Origin of the sequence: Cellvibrio sp. KY-YJ-3, assembly GCF_008806955.1 — a bacterium.
Lineage (GTDB): Bacteria > Pseudomonadota > Gammaproteobacteria > Pseudomonadales > Cellvibrionaceae > Cellvibrio.
The window spans coordinates 3221796-3247545 of sequence record NZ_CP031727.1 but is presented as its reverse complement, the minus strand read 5'-3'; the positions used below and the strand labels follow the sequence as shown (position 1 = coordinate 3247545).

Annotated in this window: 27 protein-coding genes and 3 tRNA genes; 22 read left to right on the top strand and 8 right to left on the bottom strand. The window is 47.0% G+C overall.

The window, feature by feature from the left end:
- Positions 1-79: 79 nt before the first annotated feature.
- The 7 genes from D0B88_RS13685 to D0B88_RS13655 form a co-directional block, all read right to left on the bottom strand.
- Positions 80-1120, bottom strand: a complete 1041-nt coding sequence (locus D0B88_RS13685) for a class I SAM-dependent methyltransferase (protein WP_191966438.1) — start codon at positions 1118-1120, stop codon at positions 80-82.
- Between the two features lie 44 nt (positions 1121-1164).
- Entirely contained in the window at positions 1165-1860 is a 696-nt protein-coding gene (rsuA, locus tag D0B88_RS13680) for a 16S rRNA pseudouridine(516) synthase RsuA (protein WP_151057833.1), read from the bottom strand.
- On the bottom strand, positions 1860-2621 hold the full coding sequence (gene truC, locus D0B88_RS13675; protein ID WP_151057831.1) for a tRNA pseudouridine(65) synthase TruC: 762 nt from the start codon (positions 2619-2621) through the stop codon (positions 1860-1862). The genes rsuA and truC overlap by 1 nt, the downstream gene beginning before the upstream one ends.
- Before the next feature lie 81 nt (positions 2622-2702).
- On the bottom strand, positions 2703-3548 hold the full coding sequence (folD, locus tag D0B88_RS13670; protein ID WP_151057829.1) for a bifunctional methylenetetrahydrofolate dehydrogenase/methenyltetrahydrofolate cyclohydrolase FolD: 846 nt from the start codon (positions 3546-3548) through the stop codon (positions 2703-2705).
- 201 nt (positions 3549-3749) lie between these two features.
- Positions 3750-3825, bottom strand: a tRNA-His gene (locus D0B88_RS13665).
- Between the two features lie 76 nt (positions 3826-3901).
- Positions 3902-3978: transfer RNA gene (locus tag D0B88_RS13660), tRNA-Arg, on the bottom strand.
- 37 nt (positions 3979-4015) lie between these two features.
- A tRNA-Pro gene (locus tag D0B88_RS13655) sits at positions 4016-4092 on the bottom strand.
- A 333-nt stretch (positions 4093-4425) separates the two neighbouring features.
- On the opposite strand from D0B88_RS13655, the gene D0B88_RS13650 reads away from it, so the two are divergent.
- The 6 genes from D0B88_RS13650 to D0B88_RS13625 all read left to right on the top strand — a co-directional run bounded on the left by D0B88_RS13650 (position 4426) and on the right by D0B88_RS13625 (position 9174).
- Positions 4426-4929 carry a flavin reductase family protein gene (locus D0B88_RS13650; protein WP_151057827.1) on the top strand — a complete coding sequence of 168 codons (504 nt, stop codon included), beginning with the start codon at positions 4426-4428 and terminating at the stop codon, positions 4927-4929.
- Positions 4930-5431: 502 nt separating this feature from the next.
- Positions 5432-6451, top strand: a complete 1020-nt coding sequence (locus tag D0B88_RS13645) for an NAD(P)H-dependent glycerol-3-phosphate dehydrogenase (RefSeq protein WP_040392018.1) — start codon at positions 5432-5434, stop codon at positions 6449-6451.
- Positions 6451-6828, top strand: coding sequence for a DUF4389 domain-containing protein (locus D0B88_RS13640; RefSeq protein WP_151057825.1), 378 nt, complete (start codon positions 6451-6453; stop codon positions 6826-6828). The genes D0B88_RS13645 and D0B88_RS13640 overlap by 1 nt, the downstream gene beginning before the upstream one ends.
- The gene (gene sixA / locus D0B88_RS13635; protein WP_151057823.1) at positions 6825-7295 is read left to right on the top strand and encodes a phosphohistidine phosphatase SixA; all 471 of its coding nucleotides are present in this window, start codon (positions 6825-6827) and stop codon (positions 7293-7295) included. Before D0B88_RS13640 ends, sixA begins: the two co-directional genes overlap by 4 nt.
- A 53-nt stretch (positions 7296-7348) precedes the next feature.
- The gene (locus D0B88_RS13630) at positions 7349-8233 is read left to right on the top strand and encodes an alpha/beta fold hydrolase (protein ID WP_225318371.1); all 885 of its coding nucleotides are present in this window, start codon (positions 7349-7351) and stop codon (positions 8231-8233) included.
- A 38-nt stretch (positions 8234-8271) separates the two neighbouring features.
- Positions 8272-9174: a DUF4892 domain-containing protein gene (locus tag D0B88_RS13625; protein ID WP_151057821.1), complete on the top strand. Its 903-nt coding sequence runs from the start codon at positions 8272-8274 to the stop codon at positions 9172-9174.
- A 58-nt stretch (positions 9175-9232) separates the two neighbouring features.
- On the opposite strand, the gene folE is transcribed toward D0B88_RS13625, so the two are convergent.
- Entirely contained in the window at positions 9233-9775 is a 543-nt protein-coding gene (gene folE / locus D0B88_RS13620; protein WP_007641392.1) for a GTP cyclohydrolase I FolE, read from the bottom strand.
- 143 nt (positions 9776-9918) lie between these two features.
- On the opposite strand from folE, the gene prmB reads away from it, so the two are divergent.
- The 16 genes from prmB to D0B88_RS13540 all read left to right on the top strand — a co-directional run bounded on the left by prmB (position 9919) and on the right by D0B88_RS13540 (position 25744).
- Entirely contained in the window at positions 9919-10848 is a 930-nt protein-coding gene (gene prmB / locus D0B88_RS13615; RefSeq protein WP_151057819.1) for a 50S ribosomal protein L3 N(5)-glutamine methyltransferase, read from the top strand.
- An 81-nt stretch (positions 10849-10929) separates the two neighbouring features.
- Positions 10930-12030, top strand: a complete 1101-nt coding sequence (gene aroC, locus D0B88_RS13610; protein WP_007641389.1) for a chorismate synthase — start codon at positions 10930-10932, stop codon at positions 12028-12030.
- A gap of 133 nt (positions 12031-12163) precedes the next feature.
- Positions 12164-13342 (top strand): MFS transporter, encoded by a 1179-nt coding sequence (locus tag D0B88_RS13605; RefSeq protein WP_225318370.1) that lies wholly within the window; start codon positions 12164-12166, stop codon positions 13340-13342.
- A gap of 2 nt (positions 13343-13344) precedes the next feature.
- Positions 13345-14118, top strand: coding sequence for an amidohydrolase (locus tag D0B88_RS13600; RefSeq protein WP_151057817.1), 774 nt, complete (start codon positions 13345-13347; stop codon positions 14116-14118).
- Between the two features lie 20 nt (positions 14119-14138).
- Positions 14139-15038 (top strand): 5'-nucleotidase, encoded by a 900-nt coding sequence (locus D0B88_RS13595; RefSeq protein WP_151057814.1) that lies wholly within the window; start codon positions 14139-14141, stop codon positions 15036-15038.
- A gap of 294 nt (positions 15039-15332) precedes the next feature.
- Entirely contained in the window at positions 15333-16307 is a 975-nt protein-coding gene (cysB, locus tag D0B88_RS13590; RefSeq protein WP_040391738.1) for an HTH-type transcriptional regulator CysB, read from the top strand.
- A 221-nt stretch (positions 16308-16528) separates the two neighbouring features.
- Positions 16529-17488 (top strand): DUF523 and DUF1722 domain-containing protein, encoded by a 960-nt coding sequence (locus D0B88_RS13585; RefSeq protein ID WP_151057812.1) that lies wholly within the window; start codon positions 16529-16531, stop codon positions 17486-17488.
- A 2-nt stretch (positions 17489-17490) separates the two neighbouring features.
- Positions 17491-18408, top strand: a complete 918-nt coding sequence (locus tag D0B88_RS13580) for a MerR family transcriptional regulator (protein ID WP_151057811.1) — start codon at positions 17491-17493, stop codon at positions 18406-18408.
- A 9-nt stretch (positions 18409-18417) separates the two neighbouring features.
- The gene (locus D0B88_RS13575) at positions 18418-18852 is read left to right on the top strand and encodes a nuclear transport factor 2 family protein (RefSeq protein WP_151057809.1); all 435 of its coding nucleotides are present in this window, start codon (positions 18418-18420) and stop codon (positions 18850-18852) included.
- Positions 18849-20270: a deoxyribodipyrimidine photo-lyase gene (locus tag D0B88_RS13570; protein WP_191966437.1), complete on the top strand. Its 1422-nt coding sequence runs from the start codon at positions 18849-18851 to the stop codon at positions 20268-20270. The genes D0B88_RS13575 and D0B88_RS13570 overlap by 4 nt, the downstream gene beginning before the upstream one ends.
- A gap of 10 nt (positions 20271-20280) precedes the next feature.
- Positions 20281-21048 carry an SDR family oxidoreductase gene (locus tag D0B88_RS13565; protein ID WP_151057808.1) on the top strand — a complete coding sequence of 256 codons (768 nt, stop codon included), beginning with the start codon at positions 20281-20283 and terminating at the stop codon, positions 21046-21048.
- Between the two features lie 59 nt (positions 21049-21107).
- Positions 21108-22376, top strand: coding sequence for an NAD(P)/FAD-dependent oxidoreductase (locus D0B88_RS13560; RefSeq protein WP_151057806.1), 1269 nt, complete (start codon positions 21108-21110; stop codon positions 22374-22376).
- A 33-nt stretch (positions 22377-22409) separates the two neighbouring features.
- Complete coding sequence (locus tag D0B88_RS13555) at positions 22410-23237, top strand: DUF1365 domain-containing protein (RefSeq protein ID WP_191966436.1); 828 nt, start codon at positions 22410-22412, stop codon at positions 23235-23237.
- Positions 23234-24499, top strand: coding sequence for a cyclopropane-fatty-acyl-phospholipid synthase family protein (locus tag D0B88_RS13550; RefSeq protein ID WP_151057802.1), 1266 nt, complete (start codon positions 23234-23236; stop codon positions 24497-24499). Before D0B88_RS13555 ends, D0B88_RS13550 begins: the two co-directional genes overlap by 4 nt.
- Positions 24499-25014: a DUF2878 domain-containing protein gene (locus D0B88_RS19285; RefSeq protein WP_151057800.1), complete on the top strand. Its 516-nt coding sequence runs from the start codon at positions 24499-24501 to the stop codon at positions 25012-25014. Before D0B88_RS13550 ends, D0B88_RS19285 begins: the two co-directional genes overlap by 1 nt.
- The gene (locus D0B88_RS13540) at positions 25001-25744 is read left to right on the top strand and encodes a hypothetical protein (RefSeq protein WP_225318369.1); all 744 of its coding nucleotides are present in this window, start codon (positions 25001-25003) and stop codon (positions 25742-25744) included. Before D0B88_RS19285 ends, D0B88_RS13540 begins: the two co-directional genes overlap by 14 nt.
- Positions 25745-25750: the final 6 nt, after the last annotated feature.

The following is a 25750-nucleotide window of genomic DNA, read 5'->3' as shown; positions in this document are numbered from 1 at the left end:
CTTTGTGGCAAGTTTTTTCTGAAAAAACCTCAATGAATTCAAGGCTGTTCATTAATTCCACAGTATGTCGGCAAGTTGTTCAATCCCGCGCCGCGCCTATCGGTTTACTCAGGCGAATTACCTTAAAGCTACCGTTATCGATAACGAGCGAGATATCCCTGAATAGCCCCACCGCCTTGCGCTCTAATGGAATAAATTGATTAACCACAAAAAGCGCTAGGCCATCAATTGCCAATAGTCGCTGCGCGCTACGGAGGAACTTATCCGTCAGGTCTCCATCGACACTAAAACCTTGATGGAAAGGGGGGTTGCAAAGCAGTAAGTCCACTTGTTTGTTGATCTGTTTCCCTGCATCGGCGCCAATCACTTCACCAGAAATCCCGTTGTCTTTCAGGTTTGCCTGAGCTGCAATAAGTGCAGCGGCATTATTATCGGTAAGTATCCAGTCATTAATTTGTTGACAGGCATCAAGCTGTGTGGCTGCCAGCGTCAGGTATCCATAACCGCAGCCCAGATCTAAACAAGATTGAGGGTGCATTCCACCCAATGCATCATTGTTAATTTGCTCAATAAGTAGCGCGCTACCTGCATCGATTTTATTCCAACCAAAAAGCCCAGGCTTACTGAGAACCCTAAAGCCTTCACCCTCCACAACAAGGCGTAAGTGGGCATAATTGCAGTCATCAATCCGTTGCTCGTGGTTATAGCCAGCGTGTTTGTAAATAACCGAGGAGTAGCTGGGCCCGTCTTTTTCTATCTTTTTTTCAGCGCCCATGAGCTTGCTAACTTTTTCGATATAGGTTTTGGCCCCTTCATTTTTATAGCCGGCGATAATCAGCGGGGCACCAATCTTGAGGCAACGCCAGGCTTCATTTAATAAATGATGAACTAGTGGTTTTTCTTTTGATATGCGATAAAAAAAACCATCGAGACTGTCGCTGGGGATGGCGTTGCAATCGAAGTCACTAAATTGTGTATTGAATCCACGTTGGGCCGCTTCGTGGGCCACATCCCACCGGTTGGTCATCAGTATTAAACCTTGATGATTAAAAGCGGGCGGCAAATTGTTGAGTGAGTTTTCATCTGTACACCAAAGAAACTTGCCTTGGGTATTTTGCATGTGCTCGCCCAATTCCTGTACAACTTTGGCCAGCGCTAAATCAATCATAAATAAATGCTCTGTATTTCGTCGGTACTTAAATGGCGAAACTCACCTGAGGCGAGCACTGGATCCAGTGTTATTGAGCCAATCGCTTCGCGATGAAGTTCAACAACGTGATTACCGGTCGCGGCAAACATGCGTTTTACCTGGTGGTATTTGCCTTCATGAATCGTTAGTCGTGCCTCTTGCAAGGATAACAGCTCAAGCTGTGCGGGCCGGGTAGGGGCTTTTTCTCCATGCAATTGTACTCCGCGTGTAAATAGTTCAATGACTTCGCGGTCAATAGGATTGGCTGTTTTTACCTTGTAAGTTTTTTGGCATTCATGGCGGGGCGAGGTGATACGATGATTCCACTGGCCATCATCCGTCAACAGAACCAAACCTGTGGTATCAATATCCAGTCGCCCCACGATTTGCAATTCTTGCCAGCGTGGCAAGTTGATCAGATCAACTACTACGGGGTGCTCACTATCGCTATTTGCGCACACATACCCCAGCGGTTTGTTCAGCATTAAATAGCGCACGTTAAACGCTTCAACTAATTTTCCGTCAAGCGTAACGATTTCGTTGCCCAGTAATTTTTGCTCACCTTTTTTGGCGATGGTACCATCAACCGTTACCCGCCCTGCCTTTATAGCCTGCTGAATAAGTGAGCGAGAGCGTTCGCTATTTTGGCTGAGAAATTTATCGAGACGCATTAATAATCCTGAGCGGTAATCCAACTTGAGGGCAGGGCATCACCCCAGTTAAATTGGTGAATAATATGAGTAAATTTTGTCGCGAGTGGTGCCGTTAAAATCAATGCTTCATTTTTTACAGGATGAATTAATTGCATTTCGGTCGCTGCGAGCATTAATCCATCGCAAGCAAATTTTTCCTGAAAAAAACGGTTGTGGTTGCCCTTACCATGTTTTGCATCGCCAATAATAGGGTGGCTGATATGCTTCATGTGACGGCGAATTTGATGTTTGCGTCCGGTCTGTGGCGTGCATTGCACCAGGGAGTAGCGAGTACAAGGATATTTATCAATGCTAAACGGGAATTCAATCTGTGCAAGCGTCTTGAATTCGGTAATCGCTTCCTGTGCTGGTTTGTTAGCGCGCGCTTTTTTATCTGTATATTTATCCTGCTCTTCAACGAGAGGGTGGTCGATAATTCCATGTTCTGGTGCAAAGCCGCGTACTAATGCAACATAGGTTTTGGTCAGCGCATGGTGCGCAAAAATATCCCCCAATTGGCGTGCAATCTCTGATGAAAGTGCAAATACCAATACGCCAGAAGTGGGCTTATCCAAACGATGTATAGGGTAAACCATTTGGCCGATTTGATCGCGCAGCAACTGCATAGCAAAGCGCGTTTCGTGGCGATCAATTTCACTTCGGTGCACGAGAAGGCCGCCTGGCTTATTGATGGCAACCAAGTATTCGTCGCGGTAAATAATTGGCAGTATTTCACTCATTACTATTTATTGAGTCTTTAATTCTTAAAAGCAAAAAAGCAGGCGTCCGCCTGCTTTTTAATGTATGTGACCAATCAAGTGTTAACTGATTTTCTTTTCACCAGAATCGACGGTTTGATAAATCAACGTGTTGATTGTCATAGGGCCTACGCCGCCGGGAACAGGGGTATAAGCAGCAACACGGTCGACCAGCGGTTTCAATTCAATGTCGCCCACACCACCTGGGTGGTAGCCAGCATCCACAACAACGGCACCATCTTTAATCCATTCGGCCTTAATAAATTCCGGCTTGCCTACAGCGCCGACCAGAATATCCGCTTGCTTTATTAAATCTGGAAGACTTTTTGTGTGTGAGTGACAAATAGTAACTGTGGCATTCGCATTTAGCATCATCAATGCCATGGGTTTGCCAAGAATCGGGCTGCGCCCAACAACAACGGCATGCTTGCCTTCGAACTGAATGCCATAGGCCTCCAGTAAACGCATAATCCCTTTAGGGGTTGCGCAGCCATAAGCTTCTTCGCCCATGCTCATGCGACCAAAGCCTAAACAGGTCACGCCATCTACGTCTTTTTCTGCGCTAATTGCATCAAAGCAAATACGCTCATCAATTTGATGCGGAACCGGGTGTTGCAACAAAATTCCATGCACGTTGGGGTTGTTGTTAAGCTCGTGAATAGTGTTTAGCAGCTCTTCGGTGGTAGTGGTTGACGGTAACTCCACCTTCATCGATTCCATGCCAATGCGTGTACAAGCATTGCCTTTCATCTTCACATAGGTTGCTGAGGCTGGGTCGTCTCCCACCAGGATTGTTGCCAAAATTGGAGTTTGGCCATTGCTCCGCACCTTTAATGCGGCAACGCGGGCGGAGAGTTCCTGTTCAGTTTTTTCGGCAAGGGCTTTGCCATCCAATACGAGTGCGGACATGGGCATTAATTACCTGTGTGTTAGCAGAAAAGAAGTAGTAAAACGAAATTGTGCGCATTTTCCCATAGTGAGCATAGGACGCCAAGGAAATTAATATCGGGAGGTGGGGGCTTGAAAAAGTAGCAGTAGCCGCAGTGGGCTTCATGATTTAATTTGGATAGCACTCTCTGACGAGAAGATTTTTTTGATTTATTGAGAATATGGGGTGGCTGATGGGGCTCGAACCCACGACCACTGGAATCACAATCCAGGGCTCTACCAACTGAGCTACAGCCACCGTAGCAAGGAAATATTTACAGGCTTTGCCTGACAATATCTTTAAGAGAAGTTTGAGCGATATATACATGCCAATGTGGCGCGCCCGGCAGGATTCGAACCTGCGACCACCCGCTTAGAAGGCGGGTGCTCTATCCAGCTGAGCTACGGGCACATACTGGATCAAACCTTCGCAGGTTCGATAAAAAAAATGGTCGGAGTGGAGGGATTCGAACCCCCGACATTCTGCTCCCAAAACAGACGCGCTACCGGGCTGCGCTACACTCCGACGACTTAAAACGTTGTGCGTTTCAAGTGGTGCGCATATTAACGGTGAGTCTTGATGTCGTCAACGAAAAAAACACAACAAAATAAAATATTTAGCACGGCAAGTTAATTTCTAAGCAGCTTGAACAAGTAGTGTTCCGGCTTGGTGAAAATTACGGCACAGCATTGGTTTAGCGCACGGCTATCACACTTTTTACGCTGCATTTTTACCAGAGTGGTCATACCGTTTTTTGAACGATACCTGGCGGCTTGGTGTTTTTTTGGTGTTTGGCGCCGCTTGTTTGTAGGGCAGTAGCTAGTCAGAATACGCGCTTGACTAGGTTTGGGAGTTTTTATGCAAAACAACAGTTTGGCGTCTTCTATGAAGTTAGGCATGCGCAGGCTAGCTTCAGGTGTTTGTGTGCTGTCCACTTCTTTAGGTGGAGATGAGCGGTTTGCGATGACCGTATCTTCTGTGACTTCAGTGTCAGATTCTCCAGCATCATTACTGGTGTGTATCAATCAGGCTGTTTCGCAGCAGGCGCACCTGAGTAGCCCTGATGTGATGTTTGCCATCAATGTACTTTCCGTCAATCATCAGGATGTCTCCAATGTTTGTGCGGGGCGCGACCCTTCAAAAAACCGGTTTGGCGTTGGGCACTGGGTAACTGATGAGTCAGGATTGCCTGTGTTAGCAGATGCACTTGCTGTGTTTATTTGCAAAACCGATAAGGTTATGACTTACGGAACTCACAAAATAGTCATAGGTGCGATTAGCAATGTAATTGTTAACGGGGCAGAGGTGAATCCTCTTCTTTATGCCAATGGAAGCTATGGTGCGCTTGGCTCAATTGAGTGATGCTTTCCCTGTAGCGCTGAGCTCACCCACTGATTTTTCTTGCACATGTTTTTGAAGTGTTTTTTTGATTCAAAATGAAGCATGGATATTGTTAAAAATTATCTTGCAATATGAATCTTTCCGGTCTATCGGCGCTTTAAGGTTAATAATCACTAACTCTTTATGCACACCTCTTGTGCTATTTGACGATTCCAGTACAAGCGCTGAGCAAAAATGCGAAAAAACGTGCTTTTAATGCTGTATTTTTATGTAACTAATTGATTAATAAGAAATTAATTTAATTGATCAAAAATTAATCAATTTGTTATTGCTATAGATTTTATAGGGGTTTGCGGCGGTTTCCCAAAATCTATCCACTAACTTATCCACAGAAAATGTGGACAAAGTTTAGATGAAAGTTTTTGTGCAAAAAAGTTACAGTTTGGGTGATTTGTGAGTTTTTTAGTTGGTAACAGGTGACGTTTTTGCAGTGCACCCTTTGGCTAATTCGGTGGATATTTTTATGAGTAAAATTTCTAAAATAACAGTATTGGGAGGCGGTAGTTTTGGCACAGCGATTGCGAATATTATTGCCTGTAACCAGTACCCTACCTATTTGTGGATGCGCTCTGCAGAGCAGGCGGAAGCCACGGCGGCAGCACACGAAAATACTCGTTACCTGCCAGGCTATGCGCTTAACAAAGGTTTAGTTATCACCGCTGATTTGGCCGATGCTGTTGTCGGAGCAGACTTGATTTTTATTTCTATCCCCACGCATTCATTCCGGGCCGTTACACAAATGATCAAACCATTATTGGATGCCCATACCATGGTGGTGAGCACTGCAAAAGGAATCGAGCCAGAAGGCTTTACTCTCATGAGTCAAATACTTGAACAGGAGTTGCCTGGGCATGCGATTGGCGTGTTAAGTGGCCCCAACTTTGCCAAAGAAATAGTTCAGCAGCAGCAAACGGGGACAGTGATCGCCAGTGAAAGTGATGCTCTGACTAGTGCTGTGCAGTGCACTTTAAAGTCCGAAACGTTTCGTGTTTATGCTAACCATGATCGTTACGGCGTGGAATTGGGCGGCGCGCTTAAAAATATCTACGCTATTATTTGCGGTATGGCAGCGGCGCTGGGGGCAGGGCACAACACGCAAGCAATGCTACTGACTCGTAGTCTTGCCGAAATGAGCCGTTTTGCGCAGGTGATGGGGGCTAATCCCATGACTTTTTTAGGCTTGGCCGGCGTTGGCGATTTGATATTAACCTGCACCTCGGATTTAAGCCGAAATTACCGTGTAGGTTTCGCCTTAGGCCAGGGAAAGCAATTGGATGAAATCGTCGCTTCGCTTGGACAGGTAGCCGAGGGTGTGAATACTCTGCGTCAGGTAAAGCAAAAAGCCGGCGAGCTAGGTATTTACATGCCTTTGGTAAATGGGTTGTATGCTGTGCTTTTTGAAGGGCGAGCTATTTCTGAAGTGGCTCGTGGTTTAATGGTTGGTGAGCAAGCCGACGATGTTGAATTTTTAAGGGGAAACTAATGGATAACGAACAACTGAAATCAAACCTGACTTCAAGCAAGCACTGGTTTCGACTGGTATTTATGCTTATTTTTGCCGCTGTTTTACAGGTGGCAAGTATCGTTATGTGGGTATTGGTGATTGCCCAATTTTTCTTTTCGCTAATTACCGGTGAGGACAATCAATACCTGCGTCGCTTTGGCTATTCACTCTCAACTTATATTTATGATGTGTTGAAGTTCTTGTGTTACAGCAGTGATGAAAAACCCTTCCCGTTTGCTGATTGGCCCAAAGGTTCTGCTGAAAAACATGCTGGTGCCGATGAAAAATCAGTAGAGCCAGTCAATACCAATGCTGCAACTGATGCCATCACCGACGACACAAAAGGCGATAAATGATCATTTATATATTGCGCCATGGCCAGGCCGAGGCGCAGATAACCTCTGACGAGGCGCGCAAACTCACGCAGAAGGGTTTTTTTGAAACCGAGAAAGTACTGGCGGCGCGACTGAAAGAACTGGCAAATATCGCAGCAATCTGGGCCAGTCCCCTCGTTCGTGCACAGCAAACAGCGCAGATAGCCCAGCAATATTTCCCTGCTATTCCTTTGCAAACGACGGAGTTTTTGATACCTGAGGCAGATCCCAATCAACTAATCGATTGGCTTTACCGTAACGATGCATCAAACCCAGGGGCCATACTGCTGGTAAGCCATCAGCCAATGGTAGGTAAACTTCTCGGGTTACTTTGCGGCAAACCGGAGGGGTTTTATCCCATGGGGACTAGCTCATTGGCAGCTGTCGAGATTCAAACTATCGCATCCGGACTGGGAGAGCTGCTCTGGCTTGATCACGCCGTTCATTAACCCAGTACCTCCCCAAAAATAATGTTCGACACCTCAGCGCTGGAGCTTCGAGAATGCAACAAGTTTTAGACGATTCCAGATCTCCACGCGAACTGCGATTCACTGTTAATGACCTTGAGTTCTCCGCACAGGAGTGGGGCGATTCTGGTCAGCTTCCAGTGCTGGCACTTCATGGTTGGCTGGATAACTCCGCCAGTTTTTTCAAACTTGCTCCGCAACTACAAAACCTGCACATAGTTGCACTTGATTTGGCTGGCCACGGCCAAAGCTCGCACCGCTTGGGCCAAACGGCTTACACACCTTGGGATGATGTCAACGATATTTTTGCTGTAGCCGATTATTTGGGCTGGCAGCGATTTGCACTCCTTGGGCATTCCCGCGGTGCGATTATTAGCACTTTGGCGGCAGGCACATTTCCTGAACGATGCATTGGGCTTGGTCTAATAGAGGGGATTCTGCCAGAGCCGGCATCCCCCCAGGATGCGCCGGCACAACTCGCCAGTGCCATAACAGGTTTGCGTGCCCAGCAACAAAAGACTCAATCCGTATACACCAATCTTGATGTGGCGATTAAGGCTCGTGAGCGGGGGATGTTTCCTTTGGGGAGTGAGGCTGCCACCGCCTTAACTATGAGAGGTGTTGTTGCGCGCGACGGTGGTTTTTCCTGGAGCACTGATCCACGCCTGATGGTTCCATCGGTGTTTAAAATGTCGCGTGAGCAATTAGCGGCTTTTTTGAATCGTGTTGAAGCACCAATTAAATTATTGCTTGGGGACAATGGTTTACCCAAGCTTTATGCAAATTATTTGGAAGAAGTTAATAAGTTTTCTCAAGTGGATTACGAGGTTCTGGGCGGCGGGCATCATCTTCATATGGAGCAAGAGTCGGAATTAATTGCAAAAAAGCTGAACACTTTTTTTGCAAGATTATCGCTATAGCTGTCTTTTATAGAGTTGTTTTTACCCTGGGATTGCTTATGAAATTGTTTTTGATCACTGCAGTTTTTATTTTCTCCGGTTTTGTTCATGCGGCAGAGTTATCGCTTGAACCTTATCACAATGCCCGCATTCTCTTCCAAAGCTCAGGGGAGACTGATGATTATTTATTTGCGCTAGGTAGTTATAAAAAAATCGCGGGCAGTTGGCGATTGGATCGTCAGCAGCGCTTGAGTGGTAATTTGACTCGCTACACGGTGGAGTTGCCTGAGGGGCATAGCGCAAGCAAGGGATTTGACTTCTATTTGGATCAATTGCAAAACTTTAATTTGCGCGAGTTGTTTCATTGTAATGGCCGCGATTGCGGTACCAGTAATTCGTGGGCTAATAATCATTTTAAAATCCTTCAGCTGTATGGTTTGGATCAATTTCAACAGTACGGCGCTTATGAAGTTATCAATGCCGATGCAAAGCCGTTTTATGTTGCGCTATATGCAGTTCAGCGCGGTAATAAACGCGTTTATTTGCAGTTAGATATTGTGCATGTGGATCGGGTTAATGAGCAGGGAATTGCAGCTAATCCTGAGTCAATTATTCGTGCCTTGGATTCCAGCGGTTACTACGTATTTCCGGATTTACTGACGGGTGACGCTCAGGGCGTTATGACTATTAATATCAAACCCGCGCATCTGCAGGCATTGGTTGATGTGTTAAAAAGCCGCCCTGAATGGACTCTCGCCATTGTCGGGCACGATTATTCGCCGGTACCGCTGGCTGTTCAGCAGAAAAACTCCCATGCTTACGCTGAGCAATTAAAAACAGCGGTGCAAGAAGCTGGTATTGGCGCTGATCGTCTGGTGTCTTATGGGGTCGGTGGGTTAGCGCCAGCAGGTAAGGGCGATAGAACGGCGCGAGTTGAATTGGTTAAAATTTACCGCCAATAAAAAACCACAACTGTGTGTGGTTTTTTATTGGCCGATCGATGTGACCGACAGTGGCAATCTAGTCGCGAAGTAATGATAAAAATTCGCTGCGCGTTGCTTGGTTGGAGCGGAATGAGCCAAGCATGGCAGAGGTTTTCATTGAAGAGTTTTGCTTTTCAACACCGCGCATCATCATACACATGTGTTTTGCTTCAATAATAACCCCCACGCCTGATGCGCCGGTAATCTGCTGAATGCACTCCGCAATTTGCACTGTCAGTTGCTCCTGAATTTGCAGGCGACGCGCAAACATATCGACGATACGTGCAACTTTAGATAGCCCCAGTACTTTTCCAGTGGGGATATAAGCCACATGGGCTTTGCCGATAAACGGCAGCAGGTGATGCTCGCAAAGTGAATAGAGTTCAATATCTTTCACCATAATCATCTCCTCCGAGTCCGATGGAAAAAGTGCATCATTCACGACTTCCTCAAGGGTTTGATTGTAGCCTCGGGTTAGAAACTGAAACGCTTTTGCGGCACGGTCGGGGGTGTCTAATAAACCGGGGCGGGTTAAATCTTCGCCAATGCTGGCAATAATACTCGCAAAGTGTTCTTTCATTGGTGCTCCTCCTGCGGCAGCTGCGCACTGCCATTCACAAAACCGCAGTTTACCGCGTTAGCCGTGCTACTAGAAAACATAAATCCTGATTGATTCAATTAATTCGGTAGAATATTGCTACAAAAAAGTATTCGAGGTTATTCATGGCTTTATCTCCTTCTGATTTTGATGCCGCACGCGATGAATTATTGACCATTCGCGATTTCTTGCGTTGGGGTGCGAGTGAGTTTATTGCGGCCAAACTGTTTTATGGTCACGGTACCGACAACCCTTGGGATGAAGCGGAACAATTAGTGCTGCATGCCATTAACCTGTCGCCGCCTTTGGGTGACGAATGGCTGGATGCTCGCTTAACTTTGCCTGAACGTAAAAAAGTTGTCGCCAACTTGGCGCGACGCATTCAAGAGCGAGTTCCTGCCGCCTATATCACCCGCCAAGCCTGGTTTGCCGGGTTGCCGTTTGCGGTGGATGAGCGGGTATTAGTGCCGCGCTCCCCAATTGGCGAGCTGATCCAAAAACAGTTTGAGCCGTGGTTGGTCAATGAACCTGCGCAGATTCTGGATTTGTGCACCGGTAGTGGCTGTATCGGTATTGCTTGCGCTTATGCCTTTCCTGAGGCTTATGTGCAATTAAGTGATATCTCTTTTGATGCGTTGGCGGTAGCAGAAGAAAATATCGAGCAACATGGCTTGGCTGAGCGGGTATTTGCCATGCAGTCGGATCTATTTGAGAACCTGCAAGGGCAAGTGTTTGATCTGATCGTTTCCAATCCGCCCTATGTTGATGCCGAAGATATGGCCAGCCTGCCTGAGGAGTATCACGCAGAGCCGGAGCTGGGGTTAGCCTCTGGTGATGACGGCTTGGATTTTACCCGTCGCTTATTGACTGAGGCCGTAGATTACCTGAGCGAGCAGGGCGTGTTGCTGGTGGAGGTAGGGAACTCCTGGCCGGCGCTGGAAGCGGCTTACCCTGCGTTGCCTTTTACCTGGATTGAATTTGAACGCGGTGGTCATGGGGTATTCGTATTAAATGCAGAAGACCTGCGCAAAGCGCGTGCCGATGGAATTCTATAGCGCAGTGCTGCTGGCGATGCGTCATGGCCTTAACTCACGTATAATCCGCCCACTTTTTTATTGATCAGGTGTTTGATTTCTATGTCTGGAAATACCTACGGCAAATTATTTACGGTTACCACCTTTGGCGAGAGTCACGGCGTAGCGCTGGGCGCGATTGTGGATGGTTGCCCACCCGGCCTTGAGTTGACTGAGGCGGATATTCAAATTGATCTGGATCGCCGCAAGCCCGGGCAGTCGCGTTACACCACCCAGCGTCGCGAAGAGGATGCAGTCAAGATTTTGTCGGGAGTGTTTGAGGGTAAAACTACCGGTACACCGATTGGCATGCTGATCGAGAACACTGATCAACGCTCCAAAGATTACTCCAATATCAAAGACCAATTTCGCCCGGCCCACGCTGATTACACCTACATGCAAAAATATGGTGTGCGCGACTATCGCGGTGGCGGTCGTTCCTCCGCGCGTGAGACGGCCATGCGTGTTGCAGCTGGCTCTATCGCCAAAAAATATTTGAAAGATTTTCACGGCATTGAAGTGCGCGGTTATCTGTCGCAGCTTGGTCCGATAAAAATTGAATCGGTTGATTGGGATCAAATCGACCAAAACCCGTTTTTCTGCCCGGACGCCAGTAAGGTGCCAGAGATGGAGACCTTTATGCAGGCGCTCAATAAAGAGGGTGATTCCATCGGTGCAAAAATCACCGTGGTCGCCACCAATGTGCCGCCGGGTTTAGGCGAACCTATTTTTGATCGCCTCGATGCCGAAATCGCCCACGCATTGATGAGTATTAACGCGGTAAAAGGTGTTGAAATTGGTGAAGGTTTTGGCTCGGTTGAACAGCGTGGTAGCCAACATCGCGACGAGATGACGCCCGAAGGTTTCTTGTCGAATAACGCGGGTGGTATTTTGGGCGGTATTTCATCCGGTCAGGATATTATTGCCAACATCGCCCTTAAACCTACCTCCAGCTTGCACATTCCCGGTCGCAGTGTAGATGTGCACGGCAATCCAGTTGAAGTAATTACCAAAGGGCGTCACGACCCCTGCGTGGGTATTCGTGCAACACCAATTGCCGAAGCAATGTTGGCCCTGGTGCTGATGGATCACTTACTGCGAAACCGTGGGCAGAATGGTGCGGTGCAGCATTCGGTTCCTGTCATTCCCGGAAGTGTTAAATAAGTACGCCGCTGTTTTTGTAACGAATTTGCTTCACACATAGCCGCTCCATTGAGCGGCTATTTTTATCCCAGGGTTTATTGCTGGCTTTCAAAATCCGGCTTAATAAACAATCTACTCCCTCCGCAGCATGCCTATGTCTCTTTCGTTTGCACAACAAGCAATTCCCTATTGGCGTTTATCCGGCTTTTATTTTTTTTATTTTGCAGTGGTCGGCGCGTTAATTCCTTATTGGGGAATTTACCTGAAGTCACTGGGGTATTCCTCGCAAGACGTGGGTGTGATCAGTGCGATTATTTTGGCCACGCGTATTATCGCTCCCAATTTTTGGGGCTGGTTGGCTGACCGCACCCAGCAGCGGCTGCGCATTATTCGTGTTGGCAGTTTGCTGGCGAGCATTATTTTTGCCGGCGTGATGTTGGATTCACGCTATTGGTGGCTGGTGTTGGTAGTCAGTTGCTACACTTTTTTTTGGCATGCCGTGTTGCCGCAATTTGAAGTTATCACCCTCGGTTATTTAGGTGATAACTACTCGCGCTATGGGCAAATTCGCCTCTGGGGTTCCATGGGGTTTATGGCCGCGGTGGTGGGATTGGGCTGGGTATTTGATGTGCTGCCCGTTCGCTATTTACCGCTCTTTATTCTCAGTTTTCTAATTCTGATTTGGCTTTCAAGTTTAAGCCTGAAAGACATGACCCGGAAAAAAACAGCCGCAATCAGCGGTGGTTTTTGGGGGGTGATAATGCAGCCAACGGTATTGTGTTTTTTAATCGCCAGTTTTTTGCTGCAATTTAGCCATGGCCCTTACTATACTTTTTATACTCTGTATCTGGTCGAGAATTATAACTACTCACGCTCTGCCACAGGGCTGTTGTGGGCACTGGGGGTACTGGCGGAAGTAGCCATATTCATAGTGATGTTTAAGCTCCTGCAGCGCTTCACATTGCGCACTTTATTGCTGTTTAGTTTGCTGGTCAGCATGGTGCGTTGGTTGTTAATTGGTTACCTGGCAGATTCATTGTGGGTACTCTTGTTTGCCCAGCTTATGCACGCTTGCAGTTTCGGTATTGCCCATTCTGTTTCCATCGAGTTAGTGCGCAATTATTTTACCGGTGGACATCAAGGGCAAGGGCAAGCTCTCTATAGTTCATTCAGTTTTGGTGCGGGCGGTGCAGCGGGTGCGTTAGTAGGTGGGTTACTCTGGGATTACAGCGCCCCCTTAACTTTTTTATTGGCGGCGATTTCAGTGGGCATCGCATTTTTATTGTGTTATTTCTGGTTGCATCCTGCACATCAAGCCTTACGAGGTGATTGACCTTGAAGAATCTGGTAGTTGCTTTAGTTCAACATATGATTACCCCGAATGCGCCCGAAGAAAATTTGGTGCGCTACGCTGCCGCGCTGGCATCGATGAATAAAAAAGTGGATTTAATCGTTTTGCCCGAAGTTTTCACTACAGGTTTTTGTTCGAGTGCTCGCCAGTACGCTGAAGTTGTTGGCGGGCGCGCTTATCAATGGATGCACCAACAAGCACATCAGTACAACGCCGTTGTGACAGGTAGCCTGGTGGTAAAAAGAGGTGATGAGTATTTTAATCGCCTGGTGTGGATGCGCCCTGATGGCACTCATGTGCATTACGATAAACGCCATTTATTTCGCATGGCAGGTGAACATACCCGCTATGCGATGGGAAGTGAGCGTGTTTTGGTGGAGCTTAACGGCTGGCGTATATTACCGTTAATTTGTTACGACCTGCGCTTCCCTGTGTGGAGTCGCAACAGAAACGATTACGATCTCGCACTCTATGTGGCAAATTGGCCAAGTGCCCGCGCCTTGCATTGGAATCGTCTCTTGCAAGCGCGGGCTATTGAGAATCTGAGCTATGTCATTGGTGTAAATCGTGTTGGTATGGATGAAGCGTCGCAGCATTATGCAGGCGACTCCAGTGTTTACAGTGCTACCGGTGAACTGATTGCTACCAGCCAGGAAGCTGAGGTGTTAGTCGTTGAGTTATTTGCCGAACAATTGCAAGAGTATCGCGCGCGTTTTCCTGCGCATTTGGATGCAGACAACTTTGAATTGCGCGGCTAATTTTATTTGGAGAGTGCGGTATGGCTAAGGGTTTTGGTGACAAGTTAGTGATAGCGATTTCATCGCGTGCCTTATTCAATCTTGACGATAGCCATCAGGTGTATATGAAGGATGGTCTGGCTGCTTACGCGCAATACCAAATTGATCATGAAGACGAAATACTACCGCCGGGTGACGCATTCCCAATGGTCAAAAAATTGTTGCGTTTGAATGAACGTCTGGGGGGGGAGCCGCGTGTAGAGGTTATTCTGTTGTCTCGCAACAGTGCAGATACCGGCTTGCGTGTCTTTAACTCCATTGAGCATTACGGCCTCAAGATTAGTCGCGCTGCATTTTGTGGCGGTACTTCTCCTTACCGCTACGCATCGGCATTTGGCTGTCATTTATTCCTTTCAACTGAGCCGGATGATGTGCGTCAAGCATTGGATCACGGCATGGCTGCAGCAACCTTAATCGCTTCCAAACCGCAAGTTGAGAATGAAGACGAACTCCGTTTTGCATTTGATGGCGACGCAGTTATTTTTTCCGATGAGGCGGAGCAGGTTTATAAGTTGCAAGGCTTGTCAGCCTTTACCGAAAGCGAAAAAGCGTCTGCCAAAGAGCCTCTCAGTGGCGGCCCATTCAAACAGTTCCTTTCCGCACTACATGGGTTGCAAGCGGAGTTTGGTGAAAATTGCCCCATTCGCACCGCATTAGTAACAGCACGCTCAGCTCCTGCTCATGAACGGGTTATTCGCACCTTGCGTGCCTGGAATATTCGTATCGATGAATCCCTCTTTTTGGGTGGCTTGGCAAAAGGGACTTTTTTAAAGGCTTATGGGGCAGATGTTTTTTTTGATGATCAAAAAATGCACTGCGAGTCGGCCCGAGAACATGTAGCGACTGGGCATGTACCTCATGGAATTGCGAATCGCCCCTAGGGCTGGCACGTAAATTTGTTATCCCATATAGCCAATAATGACTGTTTTGCCCCTAATTTTTATCATTTTTGTAATATTAGAGGTTTAGTCGCTTTGCATTTGGTAGATATAGTCTAAAGTTGTAAACAGAGCTGTTTGGCGTGAAATTAATAATTCCAAGCGAGCTATCCTGCATCAACTATTCTTTTTGTAAATAAATACCTTTAATTTTATAACCTTGGGGTCATCTCAAGGATCATGTTACCGGTATCGCTACTGGCGGTATCCCCAGTGAGTGAGCCAATCGGAGGGCTTATGAAGCTGCAACAATTACGTTACATCTGGGAAGTGGCACATCACGACCTGAATGTGTCTGCCACAGCACAGAGTCTGTATACCTCCCAGCCGGGCATCAGTAAGCAAATACGCTTATTAGAGGATGAGCTGGGTGTAGAGATTTTTTCCCGAAGCGGGAAGCACTTAACCCGTATTACGCCGGCGGGTGAAGCCATATTGAAAACGGCAGGAGAGATCCTGCGTAAGGTTGAGAGTATCAAACAGGTGGCTCAGGAGTTCAGCAATGAACGCAAGGGCACACTGACCTTGGCGACAACTCACACCCAGGCACGTTATGCCTTGCCACCGGTGATTGGCTCCTTTATCAAGCAATACCCTGAAGTTGCACTGCATATGCATCAGGGAACGCCGATGCAGATTTCTGAAATGGCGGCTGATGGCACAGTTGATTTTGCCATCGCGACAGAAGCCATGGAGCTGTTTAGCGATTTGATTATGATGCCGTGCTACCGCTGGAATCGCAGCATCGTAGTTCCCAAGAATCACCCACTGGCGCAGGTTGCCAACCTGACGCTGGAAGATGTCGCCAAATATCCAATTGTCACCTATGTGTTTGGTTTCACGGGGCGCTCCAAACTCGACGAAGCGTTTATTAATCGTGGTTTGGCTCCTAAAGTTGTTTTCACGGCGGCAGATGCGGACGTAATCAAGACCTACGTGCGTCTGGGGCTGGGGGTTGGCATTATTGCGAGCATGGCCTACAACGAGACGACCGATACTGACCTGGTTGCACTGGATGCAAGCCATTTATTTGAGGACAGCGTTACAAAAATCGGCTTTCGGCGCGGTACGTTCCTGCGCGGCTTCATGTACGACTTTATTGAAAAATTTGCGCCACACCTCACCAAAGATATTATCAATGAAGCATTTAACCGCCATTCACGTGCCGAGTTGGATGAATTATTTGAAAATATCAAAATTCCTCGTCATTAAACGAAAAATAAAAACCGGGCTAAATGCCCGGTTTTTTTATTCTTGTTTATCAAGCAGTTGCTGATCAATCTTAAAAATAATTTTAATTTCTTGATGCCCCACACTAGTGTATTTAACTGTCGGTTTTTCGATTATTTTTGAATAAGTTATACAAATAATTTGCTTTGTATAGGCTTGTGTATTAAAACTTATACATCACCAATTATTTGTATAGGTTTTCCATGATCAAGATTCCTGTAGGTGTTAGCCAGTGTCTCTTGGGCGAGCAAGTGCGTTTTGATGGTGGCCACAAACGTAGCCGCTATTTAACAGACGTACTCTCCAACTTCATCGAGTTCCGCCCTGTATGCCCGGAAGTGGCTATCGGTCTGGGAATTCCGCGTAAACCAATCCGCTTGATGGTAATTGGTGACGAGACCCGGGTTGTTGGTGTCACCAATCCCGAGCTGGATGTCACTGATGCTTTGGTGGCTCAAGCTGAGTTGGCCGTTGCACAAATGCCGGACATCTGCGGCTATGTATTCATGCAAAACTCCCCCAGCTGTGGGGTTTATGGCATGAAACGCTATCGCACTAATGGTTACACCATGGATGCCAAAGGGCGCGGTGCTTATGCCAAACGTTTTATGGAGCTGATGCCTCATTTACCGGTGGAAGAAGCAGGGCGCCTGAATGATGCGGGGCTGCGCGATAACTTTCTCACCCGTGTATTTGCATTTCACGATTTTAAAAAGCACCTTGCCCATGAACCCACTGCCAAAAAGCTGATTAACTTTTACTCTCGCTATAAATATCAGGTGATGGCCCACCATGTGCCCAGTTATTTTGAGATAGGGCGTTTTTTATCCAACCTTGGCGGGCGTGATATTCAAGCCAGCTGCGATCATTTTTTTCAATTATTCATGGCTGCACTTTCACACCACGCCACGCGCAAAGGCAATACCAACGCCATGATGCACTTGCGTGGCTACCTCAAAGAAATTCTGAGCACTCAGGACAAGCAAGAGTTGTCACAGCTCATTGATTCCTACAAAGCTGGCATGGTGCCTTTGGTGGTGCCCTTGACCCTGTTAAAACACCATCTGCTCAAGTTGGAAAACCCTTACCTTAAATCACAAACCTTTTGGTCACCGCATCCAGAACAGCTGGGTTTACGTAACCACATCATTGAGAACAGCTGACAATGAGTAGCACTCAATCATTGCCACTCGAGGGCGAATCAGTTGATGCAGCGCTGGTTCCAATTCGCGAGATATCGCGTGTGACGGGCGTCAATACCGTAACACTGCGGGCGTGGGAGCGCCGTTATGGTTTATTAGTTCCCCAGCGAACCAGCAAAGGCCACCGGCTCTACAGTCGTAGCGATATCCAGCGTGTTAAAGAGGTGCAGTTGTGGCTCGGGCGCGGCTTGGCTATTAGCAAAGTAAAAGCGCTGCTGGCCAATCAAACCCTGGCGCAAAATGAGCAAGTTATTGATTCAAATTGGATTCAACTCGCGCAGCAAATTTATACTGCCATTAATAATTTTCAGCGCAAGCCACTCGAGCGATTAATCGCCGATACGCTCGCGCTTTATCCGGCGGAGATGGTTGCCGATTATTTATTTGTACCACTGATGGATGACTTGGCAGGAAACGAACCAGGTATGAGTGCACGGCGTGCTTTTTTTTCAAATCTGGCGCTGGAGATGATTTTAGAGGCGCAAGCGCGGCAGCGCCAATCAGCAGCGGGCGAGCGAATTTTGTTGTTGTCTCCTACAGAACAAGAGAATCCGCTACTGGCACAGTTATTCGGTTATAGCCTGTTAATTAACCAGCATCCGATTGAATACCTGGGGTACTTGAATCCACAGGAAGCGCTGCTGGCATGTCAGGCGCTTAATGCAAAAATAGTTGTGCTTATAGGTTACGACACCGTGAATGCTGCAGGCTTACAACTACACTTAACAAGCTTACTGGAAAAGTCCGCGGTACAAATTGTGGTGGTGGGAGAGTTGATTGCACCAATCCCCGCACTTGATTTGGCCGGGCAACCTGCGGTGAAGCCTTGCACTAACCAGCAAGAGGCCGTTTTATTTATTAATCAATTTTTGAAGGGATGATTCGTCTCTATGACGCCAACAGTTCCACAAAAAGTGCGTGCCATGTATATGCGCTTTGATAAAAAAATTCTCAAAACTCTGCCGGAAATTTATAGCGAGGACATACAGTTTCGCGATCCATTACACGCCGTAAATGGTATTAATAATCTTGCGCAATATTTTGGTGGGATGATGGATGACTTGCTTGAGTGTCGCTTTGAATTCCATCATTCATTGGAAATGATAGAGCGCGGTGAAGCCATTCTGTTTTGGACCATGCACTACCGGCACAAAAAAATTGCCGGAGGAAAACCACTTGAACTCACGGGTAATAGTCACCTGCTGTTCAACGAAAAAGTTTATTACCACCGCGATTATTTTGATGCCGGCTCTATGCTGTATGAGCATTTACCCTTATTGGGTGCCGCGATTCGCTACGTTAAAAAACGCATAGGTGCCAAATGACGGCTTTAGTGTGGTTGCGTCACGATTTGCGTTTGCGCGATAACCCGGCGTTGTTTAAAGCGGCAGAGTTGGGTGCCGGTGTGGTCGCTGTTTATATTCATTGCGATGCCTATGTGCGGTTGCATGATCAGTCTGCCGCCCAGCGCGACTTTATTCGTCGTCACTTGCATATTTTGCGCAACGAGTTGGCAAGGCTGAATATTACGCTGTTGGTGAGCCGGGTGGAAAAACCCGCGCAGATCGCACCGGAATTATTGCGTCTCGCACAAAGTGTGAATGCGAGCCATTGTTTTTTTAATGCGGAATATCCGGTTAATGAATTAAATCGCGATATGGCTGCCAATCAATTGCTGCGCGAGCAGGGCATCGCTGTAAAACGCTGCCATGATCGCTGCATTGTGCCACCCGGCATGGTGCGCAATGGTCAAGGCGAGCCTTACAAAGTATTTACCGCGTTTAAAAAGAAGTGGCTGCAAACAGTTATGCCCCTGTCGCTAACACCATTGGCGTTGCCACAATCGCAAACATTGGACTCCGTTATCAAAGCTTGTTCGCCAGATGCGATAGATCAACTATTTTCAGGCCATGATTTACGCGACCTTTCGGCGCTTTGGCCTGCTGGTGAACAGGAGGCATATCGCCGGCTGGATGACTTTATCGCCAATGGTCTCACCCAATATCTGGATCAGCGCGACTATCCCGCTATTGCAGGTACATCCACACTCTCTCCCTATTTTGCCGTGGGTTCTCTTTCGCCACGGCAGGCTTTATCTGCAGTGCTTGCCTACACCTATGGCGATTGGAGTGGTAATGCCGGCGCCGCTTGTTGGATCAGTGAATTAATCTGGCGTGAGTTCTACCAACATGTGGTGGTGGACTACCCGCAAGTGTGCAAACGCAAAGCGATGCAGGCGCACACCGAAGCGTTTCCCTGGCAAAAAGATACTGCTTTATTTGAAGCTTGGTGCAAAGGCATGACCGGCATTCCCATTGTCGATGCAGCCATGCGCCAGTTAAACGCCACTGGGTGGATGCACAATCGCTTACGCATGGTGGTGGCGATGTTTCTCACTAAAAATTGCCAAATTGATTGGCGCTGGGGCGAGCAATATTTTATGTCGCAGCTGATTGATGGCGATTTTGCAGCCAATAACGGTGGCTGGCAGTGGAGCGCATCTACCGGTACCGATGCCGCCCCTTATTTCCGTATTTTTAATCCCTGCAGTCAATCGGAACGCTTTGATCCAAAAGGCGATTTCATTCGTAAGTGGGTACCAGAAGTAGCGCATTTATCTGCCAAGGAAATCCACAATCCGCCGCCCTTGATTAAGTACCCGCGACCCATTGTTGATTTGTCAGAGAGCCGCAAAGCCACGATTGCGCTATTCAAAAATTTACCGCCTGTTGCCACTACCTAGAGTTATTGCCATGACACCTGCTGCCGCGCAACGCACGATTTTAATTACTGGTGCCTCCAGCGGAATTGGGCGTGAATTGGCGCGCAGTTATCTAGCTGCAGGGGAGAGGGTATTTGCGTTGGCGCGTTCGGCCGAAAGTTTGGCGGAGCTGGTTGCGGCTTATCCTGCCAGCTGTATTGCGGTACCGGTGGATTTGACCAGCGACACTGATTGCCTGCGCGCCGCAGAGACCATTCACTCGCAAACTGATTACTTGGATATCGCGATTCTAAATGCGGGCACCTGTGAATATGTGGATGTCTATAACTTATCCATGGAGCCGTTCGACAAAGTAATGGCTATTAATTGGCGCGGCACATTGAACAGTTTGCAGTTTTGTTTGCCCTTGTTACGCAAACGCCAAGGGTCGCAATTAGTGGGCGTTTCCAGCATGGCCAGTATTTTACCAATGCCGCGCTCACAAGCTTATGGCGCTTCCAAGGCGGCGCTTGAATATTTATTTAATTCACTGCGCGTGGACCTGGTTAAAGAAGCGATTGATATTTCCATTGTGCGACCCGGTTTTGTAAAAACGCCGCTGACAGCACGCAACGATTTTCCTATGCCATTTGCGGTGGAGAGCGATTTCGCTGTGAAAAAAATAGTACAGGGTATCGCTAAACGTAAGTGGATTATTTCATTCCCGTGGCAGTTGGTGTGGATCATGAACTTTATCGCGTATCTACCACTGAAATTACAAACAGCGTTATTGAAAAAAATTTCCCGAAACTCGGGCTGAATCTTTTCTTTGCTAAAAATTGAATATGAATTGGTAAGTACCTGGATAAGAGTAAATAAATGTCATCACTGATACGTAAAAAAATTGCCATTATCGGCAGCGGTATTAGCGGCTTATTGAGCGCCTATTTATTGGCACGTCGACACGATGTGCATGTGTTTGAGTCTAACAATGAAATTGGTGGTCATACCGCAACTAAAACGGTCAGCTTGGGTGATGAACAATTCGATGTTGATACCGGTTTTATTGTGTTTAACGATCGCACCTATCCCAATTTTATTAAATTGCTTGAGCTGTTAGGCGTTGCTTATCAGCCTACGGATATGGGTTTTAGTGTTTCTTGCACTACCAGTCAATTTGAGTACAGCGGTACTTCTTTGAATGGTGTATTTGCCCAACGTAAAAATATTTTTAGCCTTGCTCACCTGCGCATGCTTAATGAAATAGTGCAGTTTAATAAAGCCTGCACCCAACTTTACCACTCAGATGACATTCCAACGGAAAAAACCTTGGGTGATTATTTGCATGAGCAAAGCTATAGCGAGAGATTTCGTCGCTTTTATATATTGCCCATGGTCTCTGCTATTTGGTCTTCCGGGCTGGAAACGGCAGCCGCTATGCCGCTGGTGTTTTTTGTGCGCTTCTTTCACAACCACGGTTTGCTCACCGTGACCCAACAGCCCCAGTGGTTTACGATCAAAGGTGGTTCGCACCAGTATCTGGAGCCGCTAACACGCTCTTATCAACAAAACATCCATACCAACTGCGCTATCAGCTCAGTAAAACGTGTGGCAGAAGGTGTGCTGGTTACCAGTACCAAGTTTGGCGAAGAATTGTTTGATGAAGTTGTATTCGCCTGCCATAGCGACCAAGCACTTAAATTATTAGCTGACCCCAGTACAGCTGAATATGAAATTTTATCGGCGATTCCCTACAAGCCCAACGACGTTGTTTTACACAGCGATGTTCGCTATTTGCCAAAATCCACCCGTGCTTGGGCCAGTTGGAATTATTTGCTATTGGATGAGTCTGCCGATGCAACGGCACTCACTTACAATATGAATATTTTGCAAAGGCTGAGTGCGCCGGTTACCTTTTGTGTATCGGTTAATGCAGGTGATGGCATTGATCCGGAAAAGGTCTACGGCCGTTATCGCTACAGCCACCCCATGTTCACACTTGATTCCATTACAGCGCAGGCGCGTTGGGCAGAGATCAGTGGCGTAAACAAAACACATTTTTGCGGTGCTTATTGGCGCAATGGTTTTCATGAGGACGGCGTCGTTTCTGCGATACGTGTCGCGCAATCGCTCGGAGAAATCTGGTGATGATTTACGTCTATCATGTTTGGAGTGGCGCTTATGCATAGCGCTATTTATCAAGGTAAGTTACGTCACAGACGTTTTCATCCCAAACGTCATGAGTTTACTTATAACTCTACCCTGTTTTATATCGACCTGGACGAATTGCCTGAACTTTTTTCTGGTGCGCGCGGCTGGTCTTTGAATCGAAAAAATATTGGCAGCTTTTTGCGTAGCGATTATTTAGGTGATCCTTCAATCCCATTAAAAGATGCAGTGCGCAGCAAAGTGAAAGCGTTGGCGGGCTCTTGTCCCCTTGGCCCAATACGCATGCTGACCAATTTACGCATGTGGGGGTTCTGCTTTAACCCGGTGACCTTGTATTACCTATTTGAAGTTGATGCGAACTGCCCAAGCGTGATTCTTGCCGAGGTGAATAATACGCCGTGGAATGAACGTCACTGTTACTTGGTACAATGCAGCAGTCAGTCGGGAAAAACCAAAACTGAATTTGAAAAAAAATTCCATGTGTCACCTTTTAATCCATTGGACATGGTTTATCACTGGGTAAGTACAAACCCGGATGAAAACTTGTTAGTGCACATGGAAAATCATGCACCGCCTATACAAAAAAAACTCACTGGCACCACTAATCCCATCTGCCATATGGATGCCACTCTCAATTTGCGGCGCTATGCATGGTCGCCCATTTTGTTAAAACGATTGCTGTGGTTTCAACCTTGGGCCGCGATAAAAGTGCCACTTGCAATTTATTGGCAAGCAGCCCGTTTATTTTTTAAAGGTGCACCCGTGTATTCGCACCAAACAATAAATCCTTTGCACACTGACACCAGTGTAGAACTTAAAACGACAGGGGAAAAATCGTGAAATCGACCAGTATCGCACTTGCGCCTAAACACCGCGTTACCTCACTCACACGCAATCAGTCTATCGCCAAAGGGTTGTTGTTCAACATGTTGCGGGGGCTTGAGAGCGGTTGCCTGCGTGTGCATGAGCAGGGCGAGCTGTTTGAGTTTGGTCAAGCGCATGAACAAACCGAATTGGTGGCGGATATTTTTGTACATGATGCCAATTTTTATTCGGATGTGATTTTTGGTGGTTCGGTAGGTGCTGGTGAAGCCTACATGAGCGGTTATTGGTCTACCCCTAATTTAACCCAGGTGATGCGGTTGTTTGTGCGCAATATGGATGCCCTTGATCGACTGGACAATAGTCAATCGATTATTGGGCAGTGGTTGTTGAAAGTATTTCATTGGTTTAATCGCAATACCAAAGAGGGGTCACGTAAAAATATCTCGGCGCACTATGATTTAGGAAACGATTTTTTTAAATTGTTTCTCGACGAAACTATGATGTATTCATCAGCTATTTACCCGGCTCCTGAGTCAAGCCTGTCAGTGGCTGCAGTTCATAAATTACAACGGGTATGTGAAAAACTTCAGCTTACGGAACAGGATCATTTATTGGAAATTGGTACTGGCTGGGGTGGAATGGCCATTTATGCGGCACAACACTATGGCTGTCGTGTGACCACAACAACTATCTCAAAAGAGCAGCGGGAGTATGCGCTGGCACGCGTTGCAGCGGCAGGTTTGAGCGATAAAATTACTGTGCTATTTGATGATTATCGGGATCTCCAGGGGCAATTTACTAAACTGGTGTCAATCGAAATGATTGAGGCAGTAGGGCACGATCATTACGCGCAATACTTTGCAACTTGTTCGCGCCTGCTTGCGCCAAACGGGTTGATGTTGATCCAGGCAATTACCATTAAAGATCAGCGCTATGAGCGCGCACGAAAAGCTGTTGATTTTATCCAGCGCTATATTTTCCCTGGCGGTTCATTACCGTCTATTAGTGTTGTTAGCGATTTTGTTAAACGCAAAACCGACATGAATATTTTACACATCGAAGATATTGGCGAGCACTACGCGCAAACCTTGAAACACTGGCGGGATTTGTTTACAGAAAAGTTGGATGAGGTGCGGGCTCAAGGTTTTGATGATCGCTTTATTCGCATGTGGGAATTTTACCTTTGTTATTGTGAAGGCGGATTTCGCGAGCGCAGTATAGGAACAGCCCAGATAGTTTTCGCTAAACCTGACTATCGCACAGGGTTTTTCGATTAATGAAACGCAGTCTGGTATTGACCGCAACTAACATTTTCTTGTTTCAGGTGGGGTGGCTAGTTTGCATTTTATGCGGCAGCCAATGGGCATTGTTATACACCGCAGGGGCGCTCTGTTTGCATTTTTTCTTGTCGACGCAGCGCCTTGGCGATTTGGTGGCAGTGATGTTGTGCTTAGCGATTGGATTGGCGCACGACCTTATTTTGATCAGAACCGGTCAAATCAATTTTGTTGAATCTCCTCTCTGGCCGCCCTTGTGGTTGGTTTGTCTCTGGATTTTGATGGGGATTACACTCAATCACTCGTTGCGTTGGGTTTACGAGCGCCCCTATTGGGCTGCAGCTTTGGGGGCAATATCTGGCCCCTTGAGTTATTTAGCGGGTGTTAAGCTTTCTTCGGCACAATGGTCTAGCCCCTTAACCGAGGTTGTTCCTATAATAGCCTTCCTGTGGCTGCTCGTTCTGCCGTTGCATCGTTTTCTGAGTGTGAGGATTAAGCCTTATGTACCGCATTAACTCCCTTATTCCGACCAATGTTATGAGCGTTTTATTGTTAATGCTCACTATTGTTTCTTTGCCTGTTGTGGCCGAGAAGAGTTATGTTGTGGCGGGTACCGCCTACAATCTGGAAAACAATCAACTTGCCTACCGTGAGCTGTATACCGCGCTGGATGAAAATAAATCGGTAACTGTTGATTATTTTTCGCCAGAGGGAAATCTCTTTGCCACTAAAACTCTGGTTTATCAGGGAGAGTTTTTTCAGCCCAGCTTTGAATTGCAAGACAACCGCGACAATGAATATATAGCAGCCCAATTTCAAGGTGCGCGTTTAGTGCTGAGCCACGGCAAAAGTGCCAATGTGAACGAAAAAGTAATTCTCGATAATGCTCGCCTGGTTATCGATGCAGGGTTTGATGCTTACATTCAGATGAATTGGGAGCAATTAATGGCGGGTAAACGCTTGAAGTTTGAGTTTGCTTTGCCAGTTCGACTAAGCACCATTCAGTTGGAAGCGCGCAAAATCAAAGCAAGTGAGTCGCCAGCAAACGATAAAGAATTTGGCGCAGATTGGGTACACTTCCGCATAGCTCCGGCAAAAGCATTTATTTCTTTTTTTGCCGACCCGATCTACTTGGCTTACAACCCTAATGGCAAATTTCTAATGCGATTCTACGGCCGTTCCAATCTGGATAATAATGCAGGTGATCCGGTGGATGTTAGAATTGACTACGAGTATCTGAATTAACCATAC

Excerpts from the sequence above, each read along its gene's own strand:
- D0B88_RS13650 (WP_151057827.1), top strand. The coding sequence starts at position 4,426 with ATGCAAAACAACAGTTTGGCGTCTTCTATGAAGTTAGGCATGCGCAGG.
- D0B88_RS13645 (WP_040392018.1), top strand. The coding sequence starts at position 5,432 with ATGAGTAAAATTTCTAAAATAACAGTATTGGGAGGCGGTAGTTTTGGC.
- D0B88_RS13585 (WP_151057812.1), top strand. The coding sequence starts at position 16,529 with ATGATCAAGATTCCTGTAGGTGTTAGCCAGTGTCTCTTGGGCGAGCAA.
- D0B88_RS19285 (WP_151057800.1), top strand. The coding sequence starts at position 24,499 with ATGAAACGCAGTCTGGTATTGACCGCAACTAACATTTTCTTGTTTCAG.
- folD (WP_151057829.1), bottom strand. The coding sequence starts at position 3,548 with ATGTCCGCACTCGTATTGGATGGCAAAGCCCTTGCCGAAAAAACTGAA.
- D0B88_RS13570 (WP_191966437.1), top strand. The coding sequence starts at position 18,849 with ATGACGGCTTTAGTGTGGTTGCGTCACGATTTGCGTTTGCGCGATAAC.
- truC (WP_151057831.1), bottom strand. The coding sequence starts at position 2,621 with ATGAGTGAAATACTGCCAATTATTTACCGCGACGAATACTTGGTTGCC.
- D0B88_RS13685 (WP_191966438.1), bottom strand. The coding sequence starts at position 1,120 with ATGCAAAATACCCAAGGCAAGTTTCTTTGGTGTACAGATGAAAACTCA.
- D0B88_RS13565 (WP_151057808.1), top strand. The coding sequence starts at position 20,281 with ATGACACCTGCTGCCGCGCAACGCACGATTTTAATTACTGGTGCCTCC.
- D0B88_RS13575 (WP_151057809.1), top strand. The coding sequence starts at position 18,418 with ATGACGCCAACAGTTCCACAAAAAGTGCGTGCCATGTATATGCGCTTT.
- aroC (WP_007641389.1), top strand. The coding sequence starts at position 10,930 with ATGTCTGGAAATACCTACGGCAAATTATTTACGGTTACCACCTTTGGC.
- D0B88_RS13595 (WP_151057814.1), top strand. The coding sequence starts at position 14,139 with ATGGCTAAGGGTTTTGGTGACAAGTTAGTGATAGCGATTTCATCGCGT.
- sixA (WP_151057823.1), top strand. The coding sequence starts at position 6,825 with ATGATCATTTATATATTGCGCCATGGCCAGGCCGAGGCGCAGATAACC.
- folE (WP_007641392.1), bottom strand. The coding sequence starts at position 9,775 with ATGAAAGAACACTTTGCGAGTATTATTGCCAGCATTGGCGAAGATTTA.
- D0B88_RS13630 (WP_225318371.1), top strand. The coding sequence starts at position 7,349 with ATGCAACAAGTTTTAGACGATTCCAGATCTCCACGCGAACTGCGATTC.
- prmB (WP_151057819.1), top strand. The coding sequence starts at position 9,919 with ATGGCTTTATCTCCTTCTGATTTTGATGCCGCACGCGATGAATTATTG.
- D0B88_RS13555 (WP_191966436.1), top strand. The coding sequence starts at position 22,410 with ATGCATAGCGCTATTTATCAAGGTAAGTTACGTCACAGACGTTTTCAT.
- D0B88_RS13625 (WP_151057821.1), top strand. The coding sequence starts at position 8,272 with ATGAAATTGTTTTTGATCACTGCAGTTTTTATTTTCTCCGGTTTTGTT.
- D0B88_RS13560 (WP_151057806.1), top strand. The coding sequence starts at position 21,108 with ATGTCATCACTGATACGTAAAAAAATTGCCATTATCGGCAGCGGTATT.
- D0B88_RS13640 (WP_151057825.1), top strand. The coding sequence starts at position 6,451 with ATGGATAACGAACAACTGAAATCAAACCTGACTTCAAGCAAGCACTGG.
- D0B88_RS13580 (WP_151057811.1), top strand. The coding sequence starts at position 17,491 with ATGAGTAGCACTCAATCATTGCCACTCGAGGGCGAATCAGTTGATGCA.
- D0B88_RS13605 (WP_225318370.1), top strand. The coding sequence starts at position 12,164 with ATGTCTCTTTCGTTTGCACAACAAGCAATTCCCTATTGGCGTTTATCC.
- cysB (WP_040391738.1), top strand. The coding sequence starts at position 15,333 with ATGAAGCTGCAACAATTACGTTACATCTGGGAAGTGGCACATCACGAC.
- rsuA (WP_151057833.1), bottom strand. The coding sequence starts at position 1,860 with ATGCGTCTCGATAAATTTCTCAGCCAAAATAGCGAACGCTCTCGCTCA.
- D0B88_RS13540 (WP_225318369.1), top strand. The coding sequence starts at position 25,001 with ATGTACCGCATTAACTCCCTTATTCCGACCAATGTTATGAGCGTTTTA.